Source organism: Kordiimonas pumila (genome assembly GCF_015240255.1).
Taxonomy (GTDB): Bacteria; Pseudomonadota; Alphaproteobacteria; order Sphingomonadales; family Kordiimonadaceae; genus Kordiimonas; species Kordiimonas pumila.
On record NZ_CP061205.1, the window covers coordinates 826969 to 852144 of the forward strand.

20 protein-coding genes are annotated in these 25176 nt (G+C 50.3%); 17 read left to right on the forward strand and 3 right to left on the reverse strand.

Features of this window, described 5'->3' with window-relative positions; all coding sequences use genetic code 11:
* The first annotated feature begins 31 nt into the window (after window positions 1-31).
* Window positions 32-703: a pyridoxamine 5'-phosphate oxidase family protein gene (locus ICL80_RS03550; RefSeq protein WP_194214750.1), complete on the forward strand. Its 672-nt coding sequence runs from the start codon at window positions 32-34 to the stop codon at window positions 701-703.
* Between the two features lie 21 nt (window positions 704-724).
* On the opposite strand, the gene ICL80_RS03555 is transcribed toward ICL80_RS03550, so the two are convergent.
* Together ICL80_RS03555 and ICL80_RS03560 are read right to left on the reverse strand one after the other, a co-directional pair.
* Window positions 725-1651 carry a DMT family transporter gene (locus ICL80_RS03555; protein ID WP_194214751.1) on the reverse strand — a complete coding sequence of 309 codons (927 nt, stop codon included), beginning with the start codon at window positions 1649-1651 and terminating at the stop codon, window positions 725-727.
* Window positions 1652-1766: 115 nt separating this feature from the next.
* On the reverse strand, window positions 1767-2282 hold the full coding sequence (locus ICL80_RS03560) for a DnaJ domain-containing protein (RefSeq protein WP_194214752.1): 516 nt from the start codon (window positions 2280-2282) through the stop codon (window positions 1767-1769).
* A gap of 263 nt (window positions 2283-2545) precedes the next feature.
* Here ICL80_RS03560 and ICL80_RS03565 point away from each other — a divergent pair, with 263 nt between their 5' ends.
* The 3 genes from ICL80_RS03565 (at window position 2546) to ICL80_RS03575 (ending at window position 5890) form a co-directional block, all read left to right on the forward strand.
* Entirely contained in the window at window positions 2546-3223 is a 678-nt protein-coding gene (locus ICL80_RS03565) for a DNA-3-methyladenine glycosylase I (RefSeq protein WP_194214753.1), read from the forward strand.
* Between the two features lie 24 nt (window positions 3224-3247).
* Window positions 3248-3697: a tellurite resistance TerB family protein gene (locus tag ICL80_RS03570; RefSeq protein WP_194214754.1), complete on the forward strand. Its 450-nt coding sequence runs from the start codon at window positions 3248-3250 to the stop codon at window positions 3695-3697.
* Window positions 3698-3793: 96 nt separating this feature from the next.
* Entirely contained in the window at window positions 3794-5890 is a 2097-nt protein-coding gene (locus ICL80_RS03575) for a sensor histidine kinase (RefSeq protein WP_194214755.1), read from the forward strand.
* A gap of 70 nt (window positions 5891-5960) precedes the next feature.
* Here the strand turns inward: ICL80_RS03575 and ICL80_RS03580 are convergent, their stop codons facing one another.
* Window positions 5961-7529 carry a phosphoenolpyruvate carboxykinase gene (locus tag ICL80_RS03580; protein WP_380082068.1) on the reverse strand — a complete coding sequence of 523 codons (1569 nt, stop codon included), beginning with the start codon at window positions 7527-7529 and terminating at the stop codon, window positions 5961-5963.
* A 333-nt stretch (window positions 7530-7862) separates the two neighbouring features.
* On the opposite strand from ICL80_RS03580, the gene ICL80_RS03585 reads away from it, so the two are divergent.
* From ICL80_RS03585 to addA, 13 genes are all read left to right on the forward strand, one after another.
* Window positions 7863-8570 carry a response regulator transcription factor gene (locus ICL80_RS03585; protein WP_194214757.1) on the forward strand — a complete coding sequence of 236 codons (708 nt, stop codon included), beginning with the start codon at window positions 7863-7865 and terminating at the stop codon, window positions 8568-8570.
* A 116-nt stretch (window positions 8571-8686) separates the two neighbouring features.
* The gene (locus ICL80_RS03590) at window positions 8687-10249 is read left to right on the forward strand and encodes a stimulus-sensing domain-containing protein (protein WP_194214758.1); all 1563 of its coding nucleotides are present in this window, start codon (window positions 8687-8689) and stop codon (window positions 10247-10249) included.
* 6 nt (window positions 10250-10255) lie between these two features.
* The gene (locus tag ICL80_RS03595; RefSeq protein WP_194214759.1) at window positions 10256-10696 is read left to right on the forward strand and encodes an HPr kinase/phosphorylase; all 441 of its coding nucleotides are present in this window, start codon (window positions 10256-10258) and stop codon (window positions 10694-10696) included.
* 1 nt (window position 10697) lies between these two features.
* Window positions 10698-11603, forward strand: coding sequence for an RNase adapter RapZ (gene rapZ, locus ICL80_RS03600; RefSeq protein WP_194214760.1), 906 nt, complete (start codon window positions 10698-10700; stop codon window positions 11601-11603).
* Between the two features lie 30 nt (window positions 11604-11633).
* Complete coding sequence (locus ICL80_RS03605; protein ID WP_194215747.1) at window positions 11634-12032, forward strand: PTS sugar transporter subunit IIA; 399 nt, start codon at window positions 11634-11636, stop codon at window positions 12030-12032.
* A 22-nt stretch (window positions 12033-12054) separates the two neighbouring features.
* Window positions 12055-12324, forward strand: coding sequence for an HPr family phosphocarrier protein (locus ICL80_RS03610; RefSeq protein ID WP_194214761.1), 270 nt, complete (start codon window positions 12055-12057; stop codon window positions 12322-12324).
* Window positions 12325-12442: 118 nt separating this feature from the next.
* Window positions 12443-13729 (forward strand): adenosylhomocysteinase, encoded by a 1287-nt coding sequence (ahcY, locus tag ICL80_RS03615; RefSeq protein WP_194214762.1) that lies wholly within the window; start codon window positions 12443-12445, stop codon window positions 13727-13729.
* 43 nt (window positions 13730-13772) lie between these two features.
* The gene (metK, locus tag ICL80_RS03620; protein WP_194214763.1) at window positions 13773-14942 is read left to right on the forward strand and encodes a methionine adenosyltransferase; all 1170 of its coding nucleotides are present in this window, start codon (window positions 13773-13775) and stop codon (window positions 14940-14942) included.
* A 93-nt stretch (window positions 14943-15035) separates the two neighbouring features.
* A complete protein-coding gene (locus tag ICL80_RS03625) occupies window positions 15036-17390 on the forward strand; it encodes a PAS-domain containing protein (RefSeq protein ID WP_194214764.1) in 2355 nt (784 codons plus the stop codon).
* Window positions 17391-17410: 20 nt separating this feature from the next.
* A complete protein-coding gene (tsaE, locus tag ICL80_RS03630) occupies window positions 17411-17887 on the forward strand; it encodes a tRNA (adenosine(37)-N6)-threonylcarbamoyltransferase complex ATPase subunit type 1 TsaE (protein ID WP_194214765.1) in 477 nt (158 codons plus the stop codon).
* Window positions 17884-18615 carry a nucleotidyltransferase family protein gene (locus ICL80_RS03635; protein ID WP_194214766.1) on the forward strand — a complete coding sequence of 244 codons (732 nt, stop codon included), beginning with the start codon at window positions 17884-17886 and terminating at the stop codon, window positions 18613-18615. Before tsaE ends, ICL80_RS03635 begins: the two co-directional genes overlap by 4 nt.
* 2 nt (window positions 18616-18617) lie before the next feature.
* Window positions 18618-21602: a double-strand break repair protein AddB gene (addB, locus tag ICL80_RS03640; protein ID WP_194214767.1), complete on the forward strand. Its 2985-nt coding sequence runs from the start codon at window positions 18618-18620 to the stop codon at window positions 21600-21602.
* Window positions 21602-25039, forward strand: a complete 3438-nt coding sequence (gene addA / locus ICL80_RS03645) for a double-strand break repair helicase AddA (RefSeq protein ID WP_194214768.1) — start codon at window positions 21602-21604, stop codon at window positions 25037-25039. Before addB ends, addA begins: the two co-directional genes overlap by 1 nt.
* Window positions 25040-25176 lie beyond the last annotated feature (137 nt).

Sequence of the window (25176 nt, forward strand, 5' to 3'; positions counted from 1 at the left end):
TCCAGTGCATGAATGACCTAGGAAATACATTGTGGACCAGCAAAAAACATCGGCGTTTAAACGAAATGACCGTAACCGCATAAAACGTGGCCATAAACGCGGGCACTATGACCAAAAGACAGTTTATGACATTATCGACAGCCATTTTTTATGTCATGTGGCCTATGAAGTGGATGGTCAGCCTTTTATTGTGCCAACATCGCATTGGCGTGAAGGGAACAAGCTTTACTGGCATGGTTCTATCAAAAGCCAGATGATTAGGCACTTGGCCAAAGGTAATTCTGCAACGGTGAGTGTTACCCATATTGATGGGCTGGTGCTGGCACGTTCCGCTTTTTCAACTAGCGTTAATTATCGCTCGGCTATTTGTTATGGCACGCCGACACTTGTGACCGACAAGGATGAGTGGGTGCGTGTGATGAAGCTTTTTTTTGACAAATTGGCACCAGAACGTTGGGAACAACTGCGCCCCATGACGGATCAGGAATATAAAGCAACAGGCTTGTTGGAGATGGATATTGAAGATGCAGCGGCCAAAGTACGGGCTGACCCACCAGGCGACGGGGAAGAAGCAGACTGGCCTATTTGGGCAGGCGTTATACCGCTTGATATTGTGGAGCGTGCGCCAATTAAAGCGCCGGAAAAAGGGGGTGCGCCATTATTACACGGTATTATGCCGGCATATGACTGGAAAAAATCGTAGTGACGGCTCGCCCAAAGCCCGTTAAAGCGGCTTTGGGCATTCCTTGACCGGTGGTGCAAGGGGGGCCGTTTTGGCCATTATGGCAATGACAATACCGCTTATAATGGCTAGAAGGCCAAGCTGCTCAATCTGGTTGGGTATTTCACCCAAAATTATAACAGCCAGCACTACAACGATGGCCGGTACTGACGCATTTAGAACAGAGGTGCGACCAGAACCTAATATGGCAACTGCCTTGTTAAAAAAGATAATAGCAACAACGGCGCTGAACACACCTTGCCACAAAACCTGTAGGGCAATGGTTTCCACCGGCATGGCAAGAAAATGAGTTTCTGGCCCCCAAAACACATGGTACGTGCCCATCAGGGCGCAGGAAACAAATGCTATCCGGGCCGCCACGGTAAGGGGCGGCATTGGCCACCTTTTAATGAGGGTGGTATAGGTACCCCACAAGAGCCCTGCGAGCACAAACAGGCAGTCGCCAATCCAGCTGTTGGCCTTGTGTGCAGCCCCTGTGCTGGCCCCAATAGAGAGGCATAATAAACCTGCTGCAATAATGGCAGCGCCTAAAACGCGCTGTTTTGTTAGCCGTTCTTTAAGCCAGAAGTGGCTAACAGTCAGGGTGAACAGCATTACCGTGCCGGGAATGATAACCCCGCCGTGGTTCGCTGGGGCATAGGTAAAGCCATTGATAGATGCCACGCTGTATGTAACACCGGCCGTACAGGCAAAGAGCAGGGATGTAACCCATTCTTTCAAAGAATTGTTGCCCCGAAACGCGAAAGGTAACAAAATAACACTAGCTACACTAAAGCGCAGTAACAGCAGTTCATAAGGTGTCATGCCTTGTTTCATGCCAAGGGCTGTTACGACAGGCCAACTGCCCCATATCATAATAGATATAAGGCCAAATAGAACACCTTTGCGGATTTCGCTTGTTTGCTGCACAGAATATCTCGCTATCTTTTTATGGCATACGCCTATATTTTTTTTACAGATTAGCGCACTATGCCAGCATTTTGTTAATACAAAAAAGCGTGTCTGTCAGTCGGCATCTGCATGGCTATAAGCTTTTATCGCGCAGCAATTCGTAGGCAGATTGTATTTTGTGGAAACGCTCCGCGGCGTCAGGATCACCCCTGTTTGCGTCAGGGTGGTAGGTTTTGGCCAGCTTTCTGAATTGGCGCTTGATCGCGTCCTGATCACTTGTCGCTTCCAGTTCCAGTGTGTCAAAGGCCGCTTGTTCGGTTGATGTGTACCCATCTTCGTCAACAGCCCCACCCCATTCGAATGTGCGTGCGCCTGCAAAAGCATCTGACGATTCGCTATTATCCTGCATATGGCGGCGGGCTTCTTCGTCGCTCATACCCTCAAAAAAGTTCCAGTTACGGTTATATTCCGCAGCGTGGGACTGGCAAAAATACCACCGTTCTTTGGACCCGGGTGACTTTGGTGCGGGGTGATTGCCGGTTTCAGAGCAACCAACATAGTCGCACATCCTTAAGGCTTGGGTGTCTTTGTCGCGCCCATACTCCCCCCAGCGAGGGAAACCAAAATTTTTAATATAGTCGCTTGCCATATCACCAGTTACGTTTGCAAGGGTTCAACATCTGTTTTTGCACAGCAGCAAAACATGGAAGCAGGCTGTTTACCTCAATAGACCTCGAAGGTCCAGCATGCAGGTATATCGTTTTACTGTTTTCTATGGAATCACCCTTCGAACTCCATACTATAAGATGATAATATCCTTGTGGGAATTAGCACATCCTTATTTCATACCTTTATGTTGTATAGGCTAGTTTAGGCATTACATATAAATTCTAACCGAAGAAAGGCATAGCGATGCGGTCATTTCAGGAGCTTCAAGAGCTTGCGGAACAGTACCGGGCACCAGAGGAACTGGCTGCCATGATGCCAGCCGTTAAAACGGCTGATGAAATAATGGGGGTCTCTGAGGACCGTATTTTAGCACTTATGACCCGCGGTGTATTTCAGGCTGGATTTAGCTGGAAAGTTATAGAGGCTAAATGGCCAGGTTTTGAGGAAGCGTTTGAAGGGTTTGTGCCTGTACGCTGGAAATTTATGTCAGACGATGATCTGGATAGCTTGCTGAAAGATACACGCATTGTCAGGAACGGGCAGAAAATTCTGTCTGTGCGCGATAATGCTATTATGCTCTGTGATCTTGAAGATGAGCATGGTTCTGCAGCGGCCTTTTTTGCCACTTGGCCCCGGGAAGACCATTTTGGCCTGCTTGAACTTCTGAAGAAGCGTGGCAGCCGGCTGGGTGGTGCAACAGGGCAGTATTTCTTGCGCCAACTTGGTAAAGACGGATGGGTTTTATCGCAAGATGTGGTAATGGCACTGATCCGCGAGGGTGTGGTAGATAAAAACCCGACCTCGAAATCTGCCATGAAGGCTGTGCAGGCCGCTTTTAATGAATGGGCAACAGAAAGTGGTCGGCCATTTGCGCATATCTCACGCATGCTGGCTTTTAGTGTTGGTCCAAAAACAATTTAAAGATTTACTCTTGAAGGGAATAAAATGTTACGCCGTGTTTCACAGTTATTAGGGTTTGCTGAAAAAGAGGCAGGTGCTCCAAACGATCTGGCGCTTGCCACTGCAGCGTTACTTGTTCAGGTATCTGTTGCAGATGGAGATTTCAGCGCTGAGGAGCATAGTCGCTTGGAAGAATGCCTGATGGCACATTTTCATCTGGACGCTACTACGGTGGCAGGACTTGTTGAGCGCGCAGCGCGGGATCAGGCAGATGCGACATGCCTTTATGCCTTTACCCGCACGATTGCTCATGAGCTGGACCAGCAAGGCAGACAGGATATTGTGCGTTTATTGTGGCAGGTAGCGCTTGTGGATGACAGCCTTGATAACGTTGAGGCTAATGTCATTGCTAAAATTGCCGGGCTTTTGGGGGTGAGTACAGCCGACCGTGTTCGCTTGCGTGACGAGGTGAAAACGTCCAGTACAATAGCCTGAAAGCGGCTTTTTACTTTCCGTAAAGATATTTTGTCGTACACTCATAGTTGAACTGCTTTGTAAAGAGTTGTGCTAGGAACAGGAGATGCGGCCTTAATGATGTACTACAGGCAGGTTTGCCCAACTCTGTTTCACGTCTTTTGGGCTGTTTTTCTGAATAGTATTATATGCCTGTCTGCCTCTGCGGAGAATGCGCGTCCGCTGGATCAAGTCGACCTGTCAGCATGGTCCTTTGAAGATGATGGTAAAGAACTTCTAAAATATGGCTGGTCGGTGTATCGCGGCCATATTTTATCGCCTCACCTTATTGCGGAAAAAGGGTGTGCCATTATTGGCGGTGGACAAACTTTAAATAGCGAACAGGTTGTTCCGCCAGATTTATGGGGTTCTGTGTTTACCACGTCCCTGAAAACAGGCCACGGAAAAGCAACATACTGCCTCAATTTAGCTCTACCGGATGACGGTGCTTTTCATGCGGTTAGAATGGGTACTCTGCGATCTGTTTCTGCGATTTATGCCGTTTACACAACGTCTGACGGCAGGCAAATGGTTTCGCTTTTGCATAAGAACGGCGACCCTAAACTTGAAGGATACCAGTTTGTGGGGAATCCGGCACCGCCCCTTATTACCCTGCCTTACGGTGTGCAGGCACTCACCCTTGTTGTGCAGGTAAGCAACAATATCCATAAGCAGGGCGGTATGGTCGAAGTGCCCATTATTGGCCTTAAATGGCAACTGGAAGCCGGGCAAAACCGGGAAGCAGCCTTGCCAAGCGCTTTGGTGATTTTGCTACTCATTTTCTCGGTAGCGGCATATGTGGTTGGGCGCCGGTATGTGGACTCGCTTGGGCATAATATTTTTGCCTTTCTAACATTTGCGTCTGCTCTCAGGGCGCTTTTTGTGAGCGATGTGGTGTGGGACTATTTCCCGGCCTTTCCGCTTGAGCGCAAGTATGACCTTGAATATCTCTCGCTGTTTTTAATTGGCCCCGCTTACTATGCTTTTATCATGTATCTTTTCCGGGGCAGAAAGCTGCTGAAGCCTGACATTGCGCTCTATGGGGCTGCTTTTTTACTCGCTCTTTATGCCCTCTTTATTGGGCCTCTGCTGCCCCCGGGTTCTATTACGCTACTGCGTGAATTTATTCAGATTTTATGGGTATTCATTGGGCTTTCAGTGGCGCTTGTGGTGGCGCGCTCCTTCTTTGTAAATCCCGAACAGTATAAAGAAGCGCTGTTTGTTATTACTGCTGCTGTTGTGACGATCGCATATGAACTCTTGTCGGTCACGGGAGTTATTTCCTTATCGCTTGAATGGTCACAGTTTATTGTCATTCTGGTTTTGCTGATGCATGCGCGGGCATTTGTTATTAAATCCCGCCGGGTTGAGCGGGAACGGGATGATTTAACAAACCGGTTACAAACGGTGAATGAGGACTTAAAGCAGCGCGCTGTATATCTTGATTTTGCCTTGATGCGCGCTGAGGAGGCATCGCAAGCAAAAAGTGAATTTCTGGCCAGTGTTAGCCATGAACTGCGCACGCCGCTGAATGCGATTATCGGGTTTTCAGAGCTTATGATGCGTGAAGTTTTTGGGTCTATAGGTAACAAGCGCTATAAAAGTTATGCGGGGGATATTCACGATTCAGGTGTGCATTTATTATCCCTTGTGAATGATATTCTGGACCTGTCACGTATTGAGGCTGGCACAGATCATTTGAACGAAGAATTGATCAATGTTCCCAATGCGGCGAACTCTATTCTTAAAATACTGAAGCCACATGCCCAGAAAAGCAATGTTACTTTCCTGCTGGATACAAAAGATCCTTTGCCGGAATTGTATGCGGATGAGCGCAAGCTGAAGCAAATTTTTATTAACCTGGTCAATAACGCGATTAAGTTCAATGTGCCGGACGGCCTGATAACCATTAAAATTTCAGCGACCAAAAAAGGTATGACAATTGAGGTGAAAGACACAGGTATTGGTATTGCTGAAAAGGATATACCGCTTGTGTTGACTCGTTTCGGGCAAGTGGACAGCAAACTGAACAAGAAATATGCTGGTGTTGGTATTGGCCTGCCTCTTACACAGGCTTTGGTAAGGCAGCACGGCGGTGAACTGTCTATTAAAAGCAAGGTAGGTGAAGGCACCTCGGTTATTATACAATTTCCGCCCCATCGCTGCATATATTAAGTTCTTTTGCAGCTAGGTAATAAAAAACACGGCGATGAAGCCGTGTTTTTGCATTTATACTATCAATAGATTAAGCAGCGGTTGGTGCGGCTGCTTTTACTTCATCGTCTACATAATCGGTAAAGGCGGCAAAGTTATTGATAAACAGAGTAACCAGATGTTTGGCTTTGGCATCGTAAGCATCTTTATCGGCCCACGTTTCACGGGGGTTAAGAATTTTACTGTCAACGCCGTTTACCTCGGTTGGTACTTCAAAGCCGAAGTTTTCATCTATGCGCATGGGGGCACTGTTCAGGCTGCCATCAAGGGCCGCGTGCAGTAGTGCCCGTGTCGCCTTAATAGGCATCCGGTTACCAACACCGTAAACGCCGCCAGTCCAGCCGGTGTTTACCAGCCAGCATGTCACCCCTGTTTCAGCAATCTTTTTACGCAGCAGGTTGCCATAAACACTTGGGTGGCGCGGCATGAACGGTGCACCAAAGCAGGTAGAGAAAGTTGCCTGTGGCTCTTTAACGCCAATTTCCGTGCCGGCAACTTTTGCAGTATAACCGCTTAGGAAGTGATACATGGCTTGTTCTGGTGTTAACCGTGAAATAGGCGGCAGTACGCCAAAAGCATCAGCCGTTAGCATGATGATATTTTTGGGTTTGCCACCTCGGTTTTCAGCAGATGTATTAGGAATAAAGTGAATCGGATACGCCGCACGTGTGTTTTCAGCAAGTGTGTTGTCGTTGAAATCCAGCTCGCGGGTTTCCTCGTCCATCACCACATTTTCAAGCACTGTACCAAAGCGCTTTGATGTGGCGTAGATTTCCGGCTCGGCTTCTTCGGAGAGGTTGATCATTTTGGCATAACAGCCGCCTTCAAAATTGAAGACACTGTCGTCTGACCAGCCATGCTCATCATCGCCGATAAGGGTACGGCTACTGTCAGCAGAGAGGGTTGTTTTACCGGTCCCTGAAAGGCCAAAGAATATGGCAACATCGCCTTCTGGGCCAATATTGGCAGAGCAGTGCATGGGCATGATGCCTTTTTCAGGCAGCAGGTAATTAAGAATAGAGAAAACAGATTTTTTATTTTCTCCGGCATACTGTGTACCACCGATCAGAACAATGCCTTTGGTGAAGTTCACAGCGATAACTGTCTCAGAGCGACAGCCCATAGTGGCTGGGTCAGCTTTGAAACTTGGCAGGTTTATGATGGTAAACTGCGGCGCCATATTTGGCGTTTCTGCATCTGTTGGGCGCACAAGTAAGGTACGGCAAAACAGACTGTGCCATGCAAATTCGCCAATTGTGCGAACGGCAACACGGTGCTCAGGGTCAGAACCACCCCATAAGTCTTGTACAAAAACATCCTTGCCTTTGATATGGTCAAGAAATGCCTTGTGAATTGTTTCGAAGTGGGCTTGCGACATGGGGCGGTTTACATCGCCCCATGCAACCGCATTTTCTGTACCTTCATCGCGCACAGTGAATTTGTCGTTGGCAGAGCGGCCCGTATGCTTGCCGGTTTTAACCACAAGAGGCCCATCTTTGGCAATTTTACCTTCGCCGCGACGGATTGCTTCTTCATAAAGCTGGGCTGTACCCAGATTCCAGTATTGATTGCCGGTGCCAGTAATGCCATGAGCATCCAGGCCGACTCGCTTGGAGTAGGTTCCAAAAACTTGCAATGTCCTTCCTTCCAGTAACCATTGGTGCGTTGACGCAGCCTTGTCATTATGGATGTCAGAGCTTTTTATATATGCCCTGATCATTGTATGTAATATCTTCCCCGGGACGGGGTGGATAGCATGCGGAAATACATGCTAGAATCAAGTGGATTCTTGTTTTCTGTGCACAATCTGGTCATGCTGTCTTAATGCGGCCTAGCCAGTGCCATGATTTTGTCTTAAATCCGACTTACTCCGTTGAGTGTTACTGGATTGAAATGGCTGTATTATTGCTGCCGATGAACAAAGGGGAACTGAATGTCAGCTTCGATTGCACTTGTAGATGATGACCGCAACATTTTGACATCTGTCACGATTGCGCTTGAGGCAGAGGGTTTTCTGGTTCGCACATATCCAGACGGCCAAAAAGCATGGGATGCACTTTCCAAAAAACCGGCTGATCTTGCGGTTGTTGATATAAAAATGCCGCGTATGGATGGTATGGAGCTTTTGAAGCGTTTGCGTGAAGTATCTGATATTCCTGTTATATTTCTGACATCAAAGGATGAAGAGATTGATCAGGTTTTGGGCCTAAGGATGGGCGCTGACGACTATATAGGGAAGCCCTTTTCGCAGCGGCTATTGATCGAGCGTATCAGGGCACTGTTGCGCCGGGCAGAAGTTCGGCGGGCTGCCCCCGAAGAACATGAAGACACGGAAGAAACGGTTATGCAACGCGGCAGGCTTGTGCTTGATTCGCTGCGACATAGTGTTTCATGGGACGGTAAAGATGTAACCCTGACTGTCACCGAGTTTTTGATCTTGCAAACGCTGGCCCAACATCCGGGGCATGTGAAAAGCCGTGATCAGCTAATGGATGCTGCCTATTCTGATGATGTGTATGTGGATGACAGAACTATTGATAGCCATATAAAACGTCTGCGTAGAAAGTTTCGTGCTGTTGCTGATGACTTTACGTCCATTGAAACTCTCTACGGTGTGGGGTATCGGTACAAGGACATGTAAACATACGGCCTTAACTGACCGATTAGGAGGATGCTACGCAGCCCCAAACACCCGAAAGCGATGCGGATTTTCGCAATAACCGGCCTCGGCATTATACACGAGGCCTTTCGCCGTTGATGCTGCGCATTATGGCGGTGAATGTTATTGCGCTTATTACGCTTGTTGTAAGTGTTCTTTATCTTAACCAGTTTCATGAAAACCTGATCAATGCACGGATTGAAAGTTTAACGGTTCAATCTGAAATTATTGCTGGCGCACTTGGGGAATCTGCGGCAACCGGGCCAGAAGCCACAACGATTGATCTGGCTCCCGCCCGGCAAATTATAACCCGTCTTGTTGGTCCAACAGATAACAGGGCGCGGGTGTTTTCTCCTGACGGTGCGATGATAGCAGACAGCCGGTTTGTCGCGGGGGATAAACGGCTTATTGAAGAACCGCTGCTTAGCATAAATTATAAACCTACTTTACGGGAACGTTTTGTAAATGCCGTGCATGGGTTCTTGGACAGCTTTGGTCAACATATTGTTGCACCCCCTGTAGTAGATAGGCCCGGGATGCGGGCGGATGATTTTCTGGAAGTGCAAATTGCTCTTGAGGGGGAAATAGCATCGCAGCTACGGGCCCGCGCTGATGGTAGCCTTGTTATTAATATTGCAGTGCCAGTGCAGCGTTTCAGGCGTGTTCTTGGGGTCATGTTGCTCACCGCACAAACCGATGATATTGACCGGATCGTGCGGGCCGAGCAGATGTTGACAGTGAAGGTATTTGCAGGTGCTTTGGCACTTACAATTTTATTGTCGTTTTTCCTGAGCCGCACATTGGTGCGTCCTATCAGGGTTTTGGCACGGTCGGCAGAACGTGTGCGGCGCGGGCTGGGGCGTGAAGAAAATATTCCTGAATTTGCCGAACGGCTTGATGAAATTGGTGATCTTTCGCGGTCACTGTCTGATATGACACGGGCTTTGTATAACCAGATTGATGCTGTTGAGCGCTTTGCGGCTGATGTTGCCCACGAAATTAAAAACCCTTTGTCCAGCATGCGCAGTGCCCTTGAGACCCTTAATGCAACAGAAAAGCCCGAGATCAGGGCTAAGCTTTTTGCTATTCTTGAAGATGATGTAAAGCGGATTGACCGGTTGGTGACAGATATTTCTGATGCGTCACGGCTGGATGCAGAACTGACTCGTGGTAAAATGGAATCAGTCGATTTGGGCCTGATGATGCGTATGTTGGTGGACGGCTACCGTACAACAAGGCTGCCTGAAGGGCTTTCTCTTTCCTTTTCTGACCCTGAGGCGGGTGTTTATCTGGTGCGGGGCATTGAAGGTCGCTTGGGGCAGGTTTGGCGCAACCTGCTTGATAATGCGCTGAGCTTCAGCCCAGAAAACGGCACAATATGGGTAGACCTTTCGGTCCGTGAACGGTTTGTGGTGGTGAAGGTTGAGGATGAAGGCCCTGGCCTGCCAGACGGCGCTGAAAACAAGGTGTTTAAACGGTTTTATTCAGAACGCCCGGATAGCGAAGCTTTTGGCGGTCATTCTGGCCTTGGGCTTTCTATTTGCCGACAGGTGATCGAGGCCCACGGCGGGCGTATTACGGCACATAATAGAAAAAATGATGATGAAACGGTTGAAGGTGCGGTTTTCACAGTTAGACTACCTCTGTATCAGCAGGGATAGGACTATATGAAAACGTATCACGGAACTGTGGTGGATATTGCCGGTAAAGGTGTGTTTTTGCGCGGGCCTTCTGGTTGCGGCAAGTCTGATATTGCCTTGCGCCTAATAGATCGGGGCGCCTCTTTTGTGGCTGATGATCAAATATTGCTGGAATCCCGCAAACGGGGCTTGCTGGCGACAGCGCCACAATCAATACGGGGGTATCTTGAGGTAAGGGGTATTGGTATTGTTTCCATGCCTGTAACGGGGGGAAGTTACATTCACCTTGTTGTCGATCTGGTTGACTTGGGTAATGTGCCGCGCTTGCCTGATACGGAAATGATTGACTTGTGTGGTGTTAAGGTCCCACGCTTGCACCTTAATGCTTTTGAAGCATCCGCGCCTCTCAAAATAGAACTGGCGGTAAGTGATGTTTCCAGAATAGGCGGAGTAGGCCCTAGTGCATGAAATGACGTCTGAAGATGTGGATAAAACGGCTGGTGGTAAACAGCAGCTTGTTATTGTGACCGGCCTTTCCGGGGCTGGTAAATCTGCTGTTTTACATTCTTTTGAAGACCTTGGGTATCAGGCAGTAGATAACCTGCCGCTTACTCTTGTGGAGCCTTTGCTTGCCGATAGCCTTGATAAGGGTGAAACAGGCGCGGTGGCGGTGGGCATCGATTCGCGGACATTGCATTTTTCCCCTGATACCTTTGCAGAAACCATAGGGCGGCTGAGAAAACGGTCTGACGTCAAGTTGCATGTTCTGTTTATGGATGCGTCAGATGATGTGTTGATGAAGCGGTTCTCCGAGACCAGACGCCCCCACCCACTTGGGGATACACAGTTACTGCGTGCTGCGATCAAACAGGAACGCGATATTATGATTCCTGTTCGCGAGCATATAGATGGTATTCTGGACACAACAACCAGAACAGCCGCAGAAACCCGGCGAATAGTGCGGCGACGGTTTACCAGTTATGCGCCGTCTAAACTGATTGTTACATTTATGTCGTTTGGTTTTGCGCACGGTGTGCCCCGTGACGCAGATATGGTTTTTGATGTACGATTTCTTAGAAACCCACATTATGATGATGATCTTCGCCCCATGACAGGGCGTGAAAAACAGATTGCAAATTTTGTAAGAGCTGATGAAGGGTTTGGCGATTTTATTAAGAAGGTTGATGACTTGCTCTTGTTTTTGTTGCCGCGGTACCGCGACGAGGGTAAGTCTTATTTGACAATTGCTTTTGGATGCACGGGGGGCAGGCATCGTTCGGTTGCTGTGGCCGAAGAACTGGCAGCGCGCAACAGTATGGACGATTTGACGGTTAATCTCTATCACCGGGAACTTTCCGGTGATGAATTAAGGTAATACGGAGTTTACATGGCTGATGATACTCAGGTGATAGGCATGGTTGTGGTGACGCATGGCAGGCTGGCAGATGAATTTGTTTCTGCAACCGAGCATGTGGTGGGTGCGCAAGAACAACTGCGTGCTATTTGTATTGGCCCCGATGATGATATGGAGCGCCGCCGCAAGGATATTATGGATGCAGTGAAAGAAGTGGACAGTGGTCACGGCGTTGTTTTGCTGACAGACATGTTTGGCGGGACACCATCTAATCTTGCTATATCTCTGCTTGAAAAAGGGAGAGTAGAAGTGATCGCGGGTATTAACTTGCCCATGCTGATAAAACTTTCCAGTGTGCGTCGTGGCTCTGATCTGGCAACTGCTGTAGAAGCCGCAAAAGAGGCTGGTATTAAATATATCAATGTGGCCAGCCAGGTTTTGGGCGCATAGGCACGGGGCTATGGCTAGCGATATGACATCACGTGAAGTTACAATAGCAAACAGGCGCGGGCTGCATGCACGCGCTTCTGCCCGGTTTGCACGGGAAGCTAGTACGTACGATTCGACCGTGGAGGTTGCTAAAGATGGTATGTCCGTGGTTGGCACCTCTATTATGGGTTTAATGATGCTAGGGGCCGCAAAAGGCGATACCATCATGATATCGGCGAGTGGGTCTGATGCTGATGTAGCAGTAAAAGCCTTGGAAAATCTTGTAGAGACCCTGTTCGGGGAAGATGAGTAAATGCACCCTCTAAGCGCAATTGAATATTAGGTTAAATTTATATAAAGAATTCTTTATCTTTTATTAAGTTTCCTGCTATATAACGTCAAAAGTAATTTAGGACGATGCAGGAGCTGTCATGACAGACTATAAAGTAGCCGACATTTCCCTTGCTGCTTGGGGCCGTAAGGAAATCAACATTGCTGAAACAGAAATGCCGGGTCTTATGGCTCTGCGGGAAGAGTTTGGCGCCGCACAGCCACTAAAAGGCGCACGTATTGCTGGCTGTCTTCATATGACAATCCAGACTGCCGTTCTGATTGAAACGCTGACTGCGCTTGGTGCAACGGTGCGCTGGTCCAGCTGTAATATCTTTTCGACTCAGGATCAGGCTGCTGCTGCTATTGCCGAAACAGGCGTTCCTGTTTTTGCCTGGAAGGGTGAAACAGAAGAAGAAGCAGAATGGTGTATTCACCAAACGGTTAAGGGCCCTGATGGCTGGACCCCTAACATTATTCTCGATGACGGCGGTGATCTGACCCAGATTATGCACGATGATTACCCCGAGCTGATGAAAGACGTTAAAGGGATTTCTGAAGAAACCACAACGGGCGTTATGCGTCTTTATGAAATGGCAAAAGAAGGCCGCCTTCTGGTACCTGCCATCAATGTGAATGACAGCGTGACCAAATCGAAATTTGATAACCTTTATGGTTGTCGTGAAAGCCTTGTGGACGGTGTGAAGCGCGCTACAGATGTTATGATCGCTGGTAAAATTTGCGTTGTTGCAGGCTACGGTGATGTGGGTAAAGGCTCGGCTGAGTCTCTCAGAAGTCAGGGTGCTCGTGTGTTGGTTACGGAAATTGATCCGATCTGTGCTTTGCAGGCGGCAATGGAAGGCTACGAGGTTACCACTTTGGATGATGCGGCTGCTATTGGTGATATTTTCGTCACGGCGACCGGCAACAAGGATGTCATTACCCTTGATCACATGCGGGCGATGAAAGACCGTGCCATTGTTTGTAACATTGGTCACTTTGACAGTGAAATCCAGATTGCAAGCCTCAAGAACTATACATGGGAAGAAGTAAAGCCACAGGTAGATGAAGTTGTGTTCCCTGATGGCAAACGCCTTATTGTGCTCGCCAAAGGCCGCCTTGTGAACCTTGGCTGTGCAACAGGCCACCCAAGTTTTGTGATGTCAGCAAGCTTTACCAATCAGGTTTTGGCTCAAATGGAGCTATGGAACAACGCGGATAAATACGGGCTTGATGTTTATGTTCTGCCAAAGCACCTTGATGAAAAAGTTGCGGCTCTGCACCTTGGTAAACTGGGCGCAAAACTTACAACCCTGACAGCAGACCAAGCAAAGTACCTTGGCCTTAAACAAACAGGCCCCTTCAAGCCGGATCATTACCGTTACTAGGGCAGGTTTCATCAGGCGAAAGATTTAAAGGGGGAGAGACTCCATGAGCGACTATGTTTTTACAAGTGAATCTGTTTCAGAAGGCCACCCAGACAAGGTAGCAGACCGTATTTCAGACGGTATTGTTGATCTATATCTTGGTGCCCAGCCTGATGCGCGGGTTGCTGCAGAGACGCTGGTTACCACTAACCGCATTGTTTTGGCCGGTGAAGTACGTGGGCCAGAAAGCATCAAGCCTGATGATATTGAAGCAGTGGTGCGCGACGCGGTTAAGGAAATTGGCTACGAGCAAGAAGGTTTTCACTGGAAAACAGCGGAACTTTCAAATTATCTGCACGAGCAATCAGCCGATATTGCGATGGGCGTGGATGCATCTGGTAATAAAGATGAAGGCGCGGGTGACCAAGGCATTATGTTTGGGTATGCCACAAGCGAAACGGAAAGCCTGATGCCTGCCCCTATTGATCTGTCACACCGTATTCTGCGGTCAATTTCGGCAGCGCGGCATGCTGATGCGAATTCGCCGTTTGAGCCTGATAGCAAAAGCCAGGTAACATTGAAATATGTTGATGGTAAGCCTGTGGGTGCTACCACCATTGTGGTGTCTACACAGCATAAAGCAAATGTACTGCAATCAGACCTGCGCGAACAGGTGCGTGCGCATGTTGAGAAAGTGTTGCCAGAAGGCTGGATGTGCCCGGAAGACGATTTTTATGTAAACCCAACGGGCAATTTTGTGATTGGCGGCCCGGACGGTGACGCAGGCCTCACAGGTCGTAAAATCATTGTTGATACATACGGCGGTGCAGCCCCGCACGGGGGGGGTGCTTTTTCTGGTAAAGACCCAACCAAGGTTGACCGGTCAGCGGCCTATGCATCCCGCTATCTTGCTAAAAATGTTGTGGCGGCAGGCCTTTCCAGCAATTGCACCATTCAGCTTGCTTATGCGATCGGTGTTTCAAAGCCGCTTGCTGTGTATGTTGATCTTTGGAAAAATGAAATGGGCATTGACCCTCACAAGCTTTCCAAAGTTTTGCAGGAACTGGTAAATCTTAGCCCACGCGGTATTCGGGAACATCTAAGCCTGAACAGGCCTATTTATGCCCGTACGGCAGCTTATGGGCACTTTGGTCGCACATCGACTGCCGATGGTGGTTTCTCGTGGGAACGTACAGATCTGGTTGCTGCATTAAAGGCTGAATTCGGCCTTTAGTAAAAAGCTCTTAATCACCGGCTTGTTCTGGCGCATTAAGAAGGCTACTCTCCTTCAGGCTATCTGTGCAGCTTGAGGGAGAGATATATCACCATGGAATTTGCAAGCGGCTTAACTGTGACAGCAATGGCTGTTCTTTTTGCAGTGCTGCTGACATGGTTCGGCGTCAGTCTATACGCTTTTTGGCGTGCAGGGCGCATGAATGATCGGGCACAGTCGCTTCAGGATCTGGCAGATTTTCTGGACAGCATGATCAAAACCGATCATCGCTATCCCATATGGTTGTGGCCAGATGGCCGGGTGCAGGCAGATGCTGGGGCCTTTTCACTTTTGGGTGTCCCTGAAAAAATAACCAATCTTGATGACCTGGCATCTTCCACATCGGGCAAAGGTTTGCCTGAAGAAACGATACAGGTTATTCGGGATGGTTTGGAAACAGGCTGTTATGTGCCCAGCCCTCTGGTGATTGACCGGGGCCGTAACAAGGCGCGTTTAATTATCGATATACAGTGGCTTCCCTCAAAGGAGATGCGGTGGCCGTATGCTATTATGTGGCTTGAAGAAGCACTGGAAAACCCAGGCATTAAAAAACGTCGGGGGGTAAGGGCGCTTGAGCTGCGCTTGAAAGATTTAACACGGGCTTTTAACAGCTTGCCTTATCCTGTGTGGGTCAGGGGGGCAGATAATAGCCTTGTAGAAGTGAATGAATCTTATGTTGAGGCTGTTGACGGTATATCGGCTGAGGATGTGTTAGATAAAGGGCTGGAGCTGTTTGACAGGGGTAAATATGCATCCTTGCAGAAGGCGCGGGAAACTGGCCACTCTGTTCGCGAACGCCGCTTTGGTGTGATTGCGGGGCAAAGAAGGGCTTTTGCGGTTACAAAAACACCACTTGATGCAGAAGGGCATGTCCTCTCTATTGCGGTAGATGTAACGGGGGAAGAAGAGGCGCTATCTGAGCTTTCACGCGTGTTGGAATCGCAGTCTGAAACATTGAACAGGCTGAGAAGTCCGGTTGCTATTTTTGGGCCCGGCCAAACGCTCAGGTTCTACAATAGCGCCTTTGCACGCCTCAGCCATGTTAGCGAAGATATACTGTCCTCTGAAATTTCGCATAGTGAGTTATTAGATGCCATGCGGGATAAAAGACGCCTGCCAGAGCAGGTTAATTTTCTGCAATGGAAAGTGAATATTCTACGGCAGTATACTACGCTTTTGGAACCATTTGAGGAAATGTGGCATTTGCCGGATGGCAGTGCACACCGAGTTGTTACCCAGCCCCATCCGCTGGGTGGTCTCTTGATCCTGTTTGAAGATGTGACAGATAGTTTAGCACTGGAGCGCTCTTATAACACGCTTATTGCCGTGCAGCAGGAAACGCTCGATAGCATGCGTGAAGGCATTGCGGTGTTTGGCTCGAATGGCCTTTTACAGTTTTCAAATCCGGCCTTCAGTGAAATGTGGGGGCTTGCAGAAGCAGATCTCAAAGGGGACATGCACCTCTCTTCTTTTGTTGAGCGGGTTATTGAAAAACAGATTGTTGAGCATAGCCAGACTGGTTTTTTGGCAGAGCTTTCAAGCCTTGTGGCAGAACGAAAGCATGCAACGGGCCGTATAAAACAGCGTTTGGGGCCGGTACTTGATTGTGCACTGGTGCCAATGCCGGACGGCGGCATAATGTTAACGCAAACTGATATTACAGATACCTTCAAGGTTGAGCAGGCACTGCGCGAGCGTTCCAGTGCGCTTGAGGCGGCGGACAGGCTTAAAAGTGAATTTATTATGAGCATGTCATACGAACTTAGAACGCCGCTCAATTCTATTATGGGTTTTGCAGAGATGCTTGATCAGCGTATTTTTGGGGATATGACGGACCAGCAACAAAGCTATATTAAAAATATTCTCAGTGCCGCCGACCAGCTTAAAAAGCTGATCTCCGATGTGCTGGATCTGGCGGTTATTGAAGCCGGTGAAGTTTCCCTCGATTTCATAGAGGTTGATGTAAGAGATGCTATGAAAGAGGCTGCTGATCTGGTGCAGGAACTGGCTCGTAAAGTAAACATTGCCCTAACACTCGATTGTCCTGATACGGTGGGCCATATTATGGCAGATGAACTGCGTTTGAAGCAGACTTTTTATAATATGGTTTCTTCCATGCTGAATTTTGCCAGATACGGGGGTGAAGTGTTTGTCAAACTATCGTCAACAAACGACAGTGTGTCAGTGTCTGTTGGGAACCAGTTTTCAGGCATGGTTGCGGTTGAGCGAGACCGTTTGATTGAAACGTTTGAAATGGGTGCCTCGCCGGGTGGAAGGCGGGCCACCGGTCTTGACCTTTCGCTTGCGCGCAGCATTATTAAAATGCATCAAGGGGAGATCAGGCTTGAACCGCTGGACGCAGAAGGTCTTGTTTTAAGCTGTGTTCTACCCCGGGTTCAAAAAGTATAGTATGTATCAGGTATATTCTGTTGGAAAAAAAATGCTCTAATCAGGCAGAAACTGAAAAGCTTGCTGCTGCCATCGCATCTGCCGCCAAGGCTGGGGATTTGTTTGCCCTTAACGGTGATTTAGGTGCGGGGAAAAGCACCTTTGCGCGTGCTTTTATTCGGGCTTTGCTTGATAATCCAGAAGCAGAGGTGCCAAGCCCAACATTCACGCTGGTGCAACTGTATGATGTGCCGTTATGCAGTGTTTTTCATACAGATCTGTACCGGATTAAAGACCCTGACGAGGTTTATGATCTGGGCCTTGATGATGAGCGAGGTGATAGCATTTTGCTGGTTGAATGGCCTGATAGAATGCCTGCTGAGTGGTGGGATAACGCTTTGGTGCTGTCCTTGAAGCAGCCTGAGGGCGCCCCAGTTGGTATAGATGAAGCACGACTTGTTACCTTCAGCGGCAATGAAGAGCGCTGGCACCAAATCCTTAAAGGCGGGTTTTTATGAAAGCGCGTAAGGCTATAATATTGGCGGCAGGCAAAGGCACCCGTATGGGGGCGCTTTCAAGCCAGATGCCAAAACCGCTTGTGCCGGTTGCTGGGCGGGCGCTGCTCGACCGTATTTTAGACCGCTTGAAAGAAGCGAAGGTTATGTCCGTTGTCGTTAACATACATCATTTGCCGGATATGATGGAAGCGCACTTACAGCCGGAAATAGAAACCCGGTATGTGCAAGTGTCTGATGAGCGTGCAGCCTTGCTGGAAACCGGGGGCGGGGTGAAAAAAGCCTTGCCGTTACTTGGCACCTTGCCGTTTTTTGTCATTAACGGCGATGCGCTTTGGGTGGATAACAGCACCTCCAGTCTAGACCGTATGGCTGCGCTATTTGACCCTGAAAAAATGGATATTCTTTTATTGCTTGCCCCTGTTTCAGAAGCGCTTGGTTATGACGGTGCAGGTGATTTTACGGGTGCTTTCACAAAGGATGCATTTCCTTTGTCCTTTAGGGGGGAAGCTCTAAGCGCCCCTTATGTTTTTGCGGGTGTACAGGTTATCAAACCAGCCCAGTATGACGGTAGCCCAGAGGGCGCATGGTCTAATGTTGAGCTCTTTAGAAAAGCCGCCGCTGCAGGCCGTCTTTTTGGCACTGTTATTGAGGGGCACTGGATGCATGTGGGTACTGTGGCAGCCATTCATGAAGCTGAGGCAAAACTAACAGCCTTGGGGGTACAGTAAGCATGGTTGGCCCCCGTATATATACCATTGACCCAAACCACTCTTTTGTAGACAGCTTGGCAGCAGGGTTGCTTGAAATGGCAAAAGGCGATGCATTGGCACTCGCTGGCATGACAGTGTTACTACCAAACAGGCGTGCGCAGCGATCCTTGCAGGAAGCCTTTTTAAGGATACTGGAACATAAAACAACCCTACTGCCGGTTATGCGGCCCATAGGGGATGTCGAAGATGATGACATTAGCTTTTTGGGTGTGGGCTTGGGTCTTGATCCTTCAACATTTTTACCGCCGATTGCGGCCGAGCGACGGCAGGCATTATTGATGCAACTTGTGATGAAGTGGCAAGGTGCGGGCGGCGGGCATGAAACTCCGTCCCCGGCACAGTCATGGCGTTTGGCGGCAGACCTTGCAAAGCTTATGGATCAGGTCGATACCGAAGGCCTGCCATATGAAAAACTTGCTGACCTAGTACCGGAAAACTTGGCGCAGCACTGGGAAATTACCCTTGAGTTTCTCAAGATTGTAACAGAAACATGGCCTGCTGTGCTGGCCGCAGAAGGCGCGTCTAATCCGGTGCAATACCGCGATCAAATGCTCGCGGTGCTTGCGGATGCATGGCAAAATACCCCCCCGAAAGGGCCAATCATTGCGGCGGGGTCAACAGGCTCCATTCCAGCAACAGCAAGGCTGCTGTCTGTGGTGGCGCGGTTGCCCGAGGGCATGGTTGTTTTACCGGGCTTTGACTGCGGCATGACAGATGATATCTGGGATGCAATAGACCCTGCGCATCCGCTGAAATCATCGCATCCGCAAACGGCAATGAAAAACCTGCTGCTTGAAATGGGGGCAAGTCGGCACGAAGTAGCCCCGTGGCCTGTGGGCGGCAATACAGGCTCCAGAACCATGTTTTTCAGAGATGCCCTGTTGCCCGCCGCTTTAACACCAGCATGGCGTACTATGCCGTATGTGGATATACCAGACAGTGAACTGTTTGCGGGTGTGCGGTCCATCGTAACACCTACGCGCCGGGAAGAGGCTGACGCTATTGCTGTTCTGATGCGCGAGGTACTGGAAACACCGGGCAAAACAGCGGCGCTTGTAACACCTGACAGGCAGCTTGCGCGGCATGTGCGGGCTAGCCTTGGTCGGTGGCAGATTGAGATTGACGATTCCGGCGGTGACAGGGTTTTAAACACAGTGCCGGGGCGACTATTTGCGCTTATTGCTGATGCGGCTGTTGCTGATTTTGCACCAGTTGCCTTGCTTGCCCTGTTGCAGCACCCCCTGGTGTCGTTTGGTAGTACGCGGGCAGAGTTTCTGGAAATGCTCAGGCGGCTTGACAAATATGTACTGCGGGGTGTGAGGCCAGCGGGTGGCCTTGGCGGCCTTCTTGACCGAGCTGCAGAAGTGGCTGCTGATAGCAATGCCCCCTTTACAGGTGCTGATCTTGCTATCCTTACGGAGCTGGAAAAAGTTTTTGCTCCGTTTGCGGGGTCACTATCGCTGGAAACCAGCCTTGCCGAGTTATTGAACCAGCATATTCTGGTGGCAGAAGAGTTAGCAAAAACCATAGAGGCAAGCGGCGAACACGTTTTGTGGCAAGGCGAAGCCGGGCAGGCGCTTGCGGATGCTATTTCCGCGCTTGTAGCGGAAACAGGCTCTGTTCCTGCGGCCAGTGCAGAAGGCTATGCGCCGCTGTTTGCCGAAATGCTGGCGGGTGTTATGGTGCGCCCAGTATGGCGGCGGCACCCGCGCCTCAGCATTTGGGGGCCGCTCGAGGCCCGTTTGCAGCGCGCTGATGTGATGATCCTTGGCGGCCTTAATGAAGGGGTGTGGCCTACAGAAATGCAGCCTGACCCGTGGATGAACCAGAGCATGAGACAAGCCTTTGGCCTGCCGCCGCTCACCCGCCGGATTGGCCAATCTGCTCACGATTTTGTGCAGGCAGCCTCTGGTGGCACAGTGTATTTGACACGTGCCGAAAAAGTCGATGGTTCGCCGACAGTACCAAGCCGCTGGTGGTACCGGATTGAGGCGCTTTCCGGCCGTTCTGTACCGCTTGCTGCACGCTACCACAGGTGGGCTGAACAGCTGGCACATGTGCCGCACACTGTGCCATCTGCGCCGCCCGCACCAAAGCCGCCGCTGGATGCCCGACCAAAGCGGCTTTCCGTGACACAGGTTGAAAACTGGATGCGGGACCCATACGGCCTGTATGCCAAAAAAATACTGAACCTTTACGAGCTGGACCCGGTTGACGACAGGCCCAATGCTGCCAAAAAAGGCGTGCTGTTGCACGAGGCGTTGGAATGTTTCCTCAAAGAACCGGGGCCGCGTTTTCAGCAGGAAGGGCTACAGCGTCTTATTGCTATTGGCCACCGTGTATTTGAGCCTGTTCTTAATCAGCCAGCGGTTTATGCTTTTTGGTGGCCGCGTTTTATGCAAATTGCAGAATGGTTTGTCGCCCATGAAGAAGAACGCATGCAGGCGTATGCCGTTGCCGCGATTGAGGTTTACGGCGAACGGTCGGTACCGGGGACAGATTTTACCGTTTTTGCTATAGCTGACCGTATTGATGTTGATACGCGGGCGGATACACTTGCGGTTATTGATTATAAAACGGGCGGCGTTCCCAGTGCTAAAACCATTGCAGCGGGTTATGCGCCGCAGCTCCCCCTAGAGGCATGGATCGCAGAAAGCGGTGGCTTTAAGGGTGTGCCCGCAAAAGCAGTGTCTGATCTTGTGTTCTGGAAGCTTTCTGGTGGCACCCCGGTGCAGGAGCAGAAACGCCCTATTAAGGATATCGACCATTCTGTACAGGCAGCGGCAGAGGGTTTGGCGCGCTTGATAGACGCGTTTTCACGTGAAACAACGCCCTATCTTTCGAACCCGCTACCGAGTGAGGCTGGATACGGCACCTATGACCATCTGGCGCGGGTTAAGGAATGGCGCGGCGGTAAAGACCCGTTTGAAGGGGGCGAAAGCTAATGGCAAAACCCCGTATGACCCCGGCGCAGGCCCATGCCACTCACCCGGCGCTTACAGCATGGGTGGGCGCGTCGGCAGGTACCGGTAAAACCCACGTTCTAACGGCGCGGGTACTGCGGCTGATGCTAACAGGCACCAAGCCATCAAACATTGTATGCCTAACCTTCACGAAGGCCGCAGCGGCTGAAATGAAAAACCGCATTTTTGCCGAGCTTGGCCGCTGGGCCTTGATGCCGGATGACATGCTCGCCGCCGAGATAAGCCGTCGAACGGATGAAATGCCGGACGAGGTAATGCTGGACCGCGCTAGGTCATTGTTTGCAGAAATTATTGACCTCTCCCCCGGCCTGCAAATTCAGACTTTTCACAGCTTCTGTCAGGCGCTTTTGGGGCGTTTTCCGCTTGAGGCAAACATGACACCGGGTTTTGAAGGCGTGGATGAAAGCGAAGCCCGCGATCTGCTTGCAAGCGCCCGCGACCAGATTTTAGCCTCAACCCGCAAACAAGGTATGAAGGGGCTTGCCGAAGCGCTTGCAGTTGTTGCCCGGCTGGTAACGGAATCCACATTTGATGAATTGATCGACCGGTTGCTGTTTGAGGCACCGTCCATTAACCGTGCCCAAAAAGCATACGGCGAACTTGGGATTGCGGCGGCGCTCTATCAGGCACTTGGTGTAACACCCGGCCAGACAGAAGAACAGCTTCGCACAGCAGCTATAGCGGATAGTGCTTTTGATGTTGCCGGTATTCGCAGTCTGGCAGCTACCTTGCCTAAAGGGTCTGCCGCCGACAGTGGACGGGCAGATATACTTAACCACTTTACAGCGGGGGATGACCAACAGCGGCTTGCGGCGCTTGATGGCTATATGGCAGTTTTCCTGACACAGGAAAACACCCCGCGCAAAGTGGTTGCCACTAAAAAAGTGCTGGAGGCAGACCCGGCCCTTGCTGACATCATTGAAAAAGAGCAAAGCCGGTTGGTGTGGCTTGCTGATCGTATGCTGCGCATAAGGGCGGCTCATGCTACTGCATGCCTGCTACAGTTGGGCCTAACGCTGATAAACCGGTACAAGGCGATGAAGCATGAGCGCGGCCTTGTTGATTTCGAAGATATGATCCAGAAAACACGGCAATTGTTTCATGCTGAGGAAAATGCGGCATGGATCCTGTTTAAACTGGACGCCGCAATTGACCATATTTTGGTGGATGAAGCGCAGGATACCAACAGTGACCAGTGGCAGGTGGTGGAAAGCCTGTCATCAGAATTTTATGCTGGTGAAAGTGCCCGCGATACCCAGCGTACTGTGTTTGCGGTCGGTGATGCAAAACAGTCTATTTTCTCGTTCCAGCGCGCAGACCCAAAAGAGTTTATCCGCGCTCAGAAAAAAATATTCAAACGTGCGACAGAAGCTGGCGCCCCAGCAGAGGCAGTGCCCCTTAATCTGTCGTTTCGGTCTGGGGCAGCGGTTCTCGGGCTTGTGGATGCTGTGTTTACGCCTGATGCGCGTGCGGCCATTGGCCTAACGGCATCTGGCGAAACGGTGCAGCATGATTTTATCCGGCAAGGGCAAGCGGGGCTTGTAGAATTGTGGCCGCTTGAAGTGCCGATTGACAGATCAACAGAAGATACCCCTGAATGGGCCTTGCCGCTGGTGCAGGAAAGTGCGGATGATGCAGAAGAACGCGCCGCATGGCGCATTGCCCGCCGTATTGAGGCCATGATCAGGGACGGCGAACCCTTGCCGTCTAAAGGCCGAGGCGTGAAAGCGGGTGATATTCTGGTGCTGGTGCGGCACAGAACCGGTTTTGTTGACCATCTGGTACGGGCTTTTAAAGTGCTTGGCATTCCTGTTGCTGGCCGTGACCGAATGAAGCTGACAGAAGAGCTGGCAGTGATGGACCTGATCGCGCTTGCGCATTTTGCCTTGCTACCGTCAGATGACCTAACCCTTGCAACGGTGCTGAAGGGGCCTTTTGTCGGGCTGGGCGATGAAGCATTGTTCACGCTTGCGCACGGGCGGAAAGGTAACTTGTGGCAGGCGTTACTGCGCCGCAAACATGAACCACAGTTTTCTGGCCCGGCGGCGTTCCTGTCGCAGATGGCAAGCAGTGTTGATTTGAAAACCCCGTTTGAGTTTTTTACCAAAGTGCTAACGGACCTTGGCGGCCGCAAAAAGCTGGTGGCGCGCCTTGGGGCAGAAATTCATGACCCGGTTGATGAACTGCTGGAAGAGGCACTGCGGTTTGAACTGAAAGGTGCCGCGACTATGCAGGGCTTTTTGCATAGTGTGGAAAGCGGCGGCTTGCAGATAAAGCGCGACCTAGAGGCAGCTGGTAACCAGATACGCATTATGACCGTGCACAGCGCCAAGGGCTTGCAGGCCCCTATAGTGTTCCTGTCGTCTGATCTGGTTGCCTTGCCGGATTCCAAGCGGGAAAACCGTATATTGTCGCTTGCAAGTGCTGTGGCTGGCATGCCGCCGCTGCCTTTCTGGACATCGCCCGCCGCAGGCCTTGATGTGGTGGAAACCATGAAGGCCGAGGTTAAAGAGCGGCAACTGGCTGAATATAGACGGCTGTTGTATGTTGCGCTGACACGGGCCGAAGACAGGCTTTATATTGCTGGTTGGCGCGGTAAAACAGATCCTTCGGAAGATTGCTGGTATAGTGCCTTGAAAGCAGGGTTTGAAAAGCTGGCCTCAAACCCGGTTATTTTGGGTGCAGGCCGTGAAGGCATACGGTTTGAAGTGCCGCAAACTGAGGCAGCGGTTGTTGATAAAACGGATGCAGTTACCGCGCCAGAAGAAGCGGCACCTGACTGGCTTTTTAAAATTATGCCAGAAGAACCCTTGCCCCCGCGCCCGGTCGCGCCATCGCGCCCTGAGGAAGAACCCGCTGTAACCAGCCCGCTTGTGAGGAATGACAAGCGCCGTTTTGCCCGTGGTATTTATATTCATGCACTTCTGGAGCATTTACCGGATCTTGCGGTAGAGATGCGGCAGGCGGCTGCTATGCGCTATCTAGCGCGCCGTGCCCCGGAACTTGTGGATGAGGCCCGCACCGCTTTGTGGCTAGAGGTTGAAAAGCTGCTGAACGACCCGGCCTTTAGCCCGCTCTTTGGTGTGGGCAGCAGGGCTGAGGTACCTATTGCGGGTATTGTCTCTGGTACTGCTATTGCCGGGCAGGTAGATAGGCTGGTGGTAACAGACAAGGAAGTGCTGATTGTAGATTATAAAACCAATCGCCCCCCACCACTTGCTGTAGCGGGTACCGCGCCAGTATATTTGCGGCAAATCGGGCTTTATGTGCGGGCGCTTGAGGGTGTGTATCCCGGCCGCAGGGTGCGGGCTGCTTTCCTGTGGACAGATGCGGCCCGGCTTATGGAAGTGCCAAAAGACCTAATGGAACAAGCACTCATTGAGAAAGGCTATCTGTAAAATCGATAAATTCCTTTACTGCAGGCTTCACTAGGCCTTGACCACGGAGGGGCGGCTACCTACTTTAGGTAACAAGGCTATGATGCCAGCCGAAGTCGGTATCAGTAAAAGTATAAAGCGCCCCTTGGTTAAGGGTA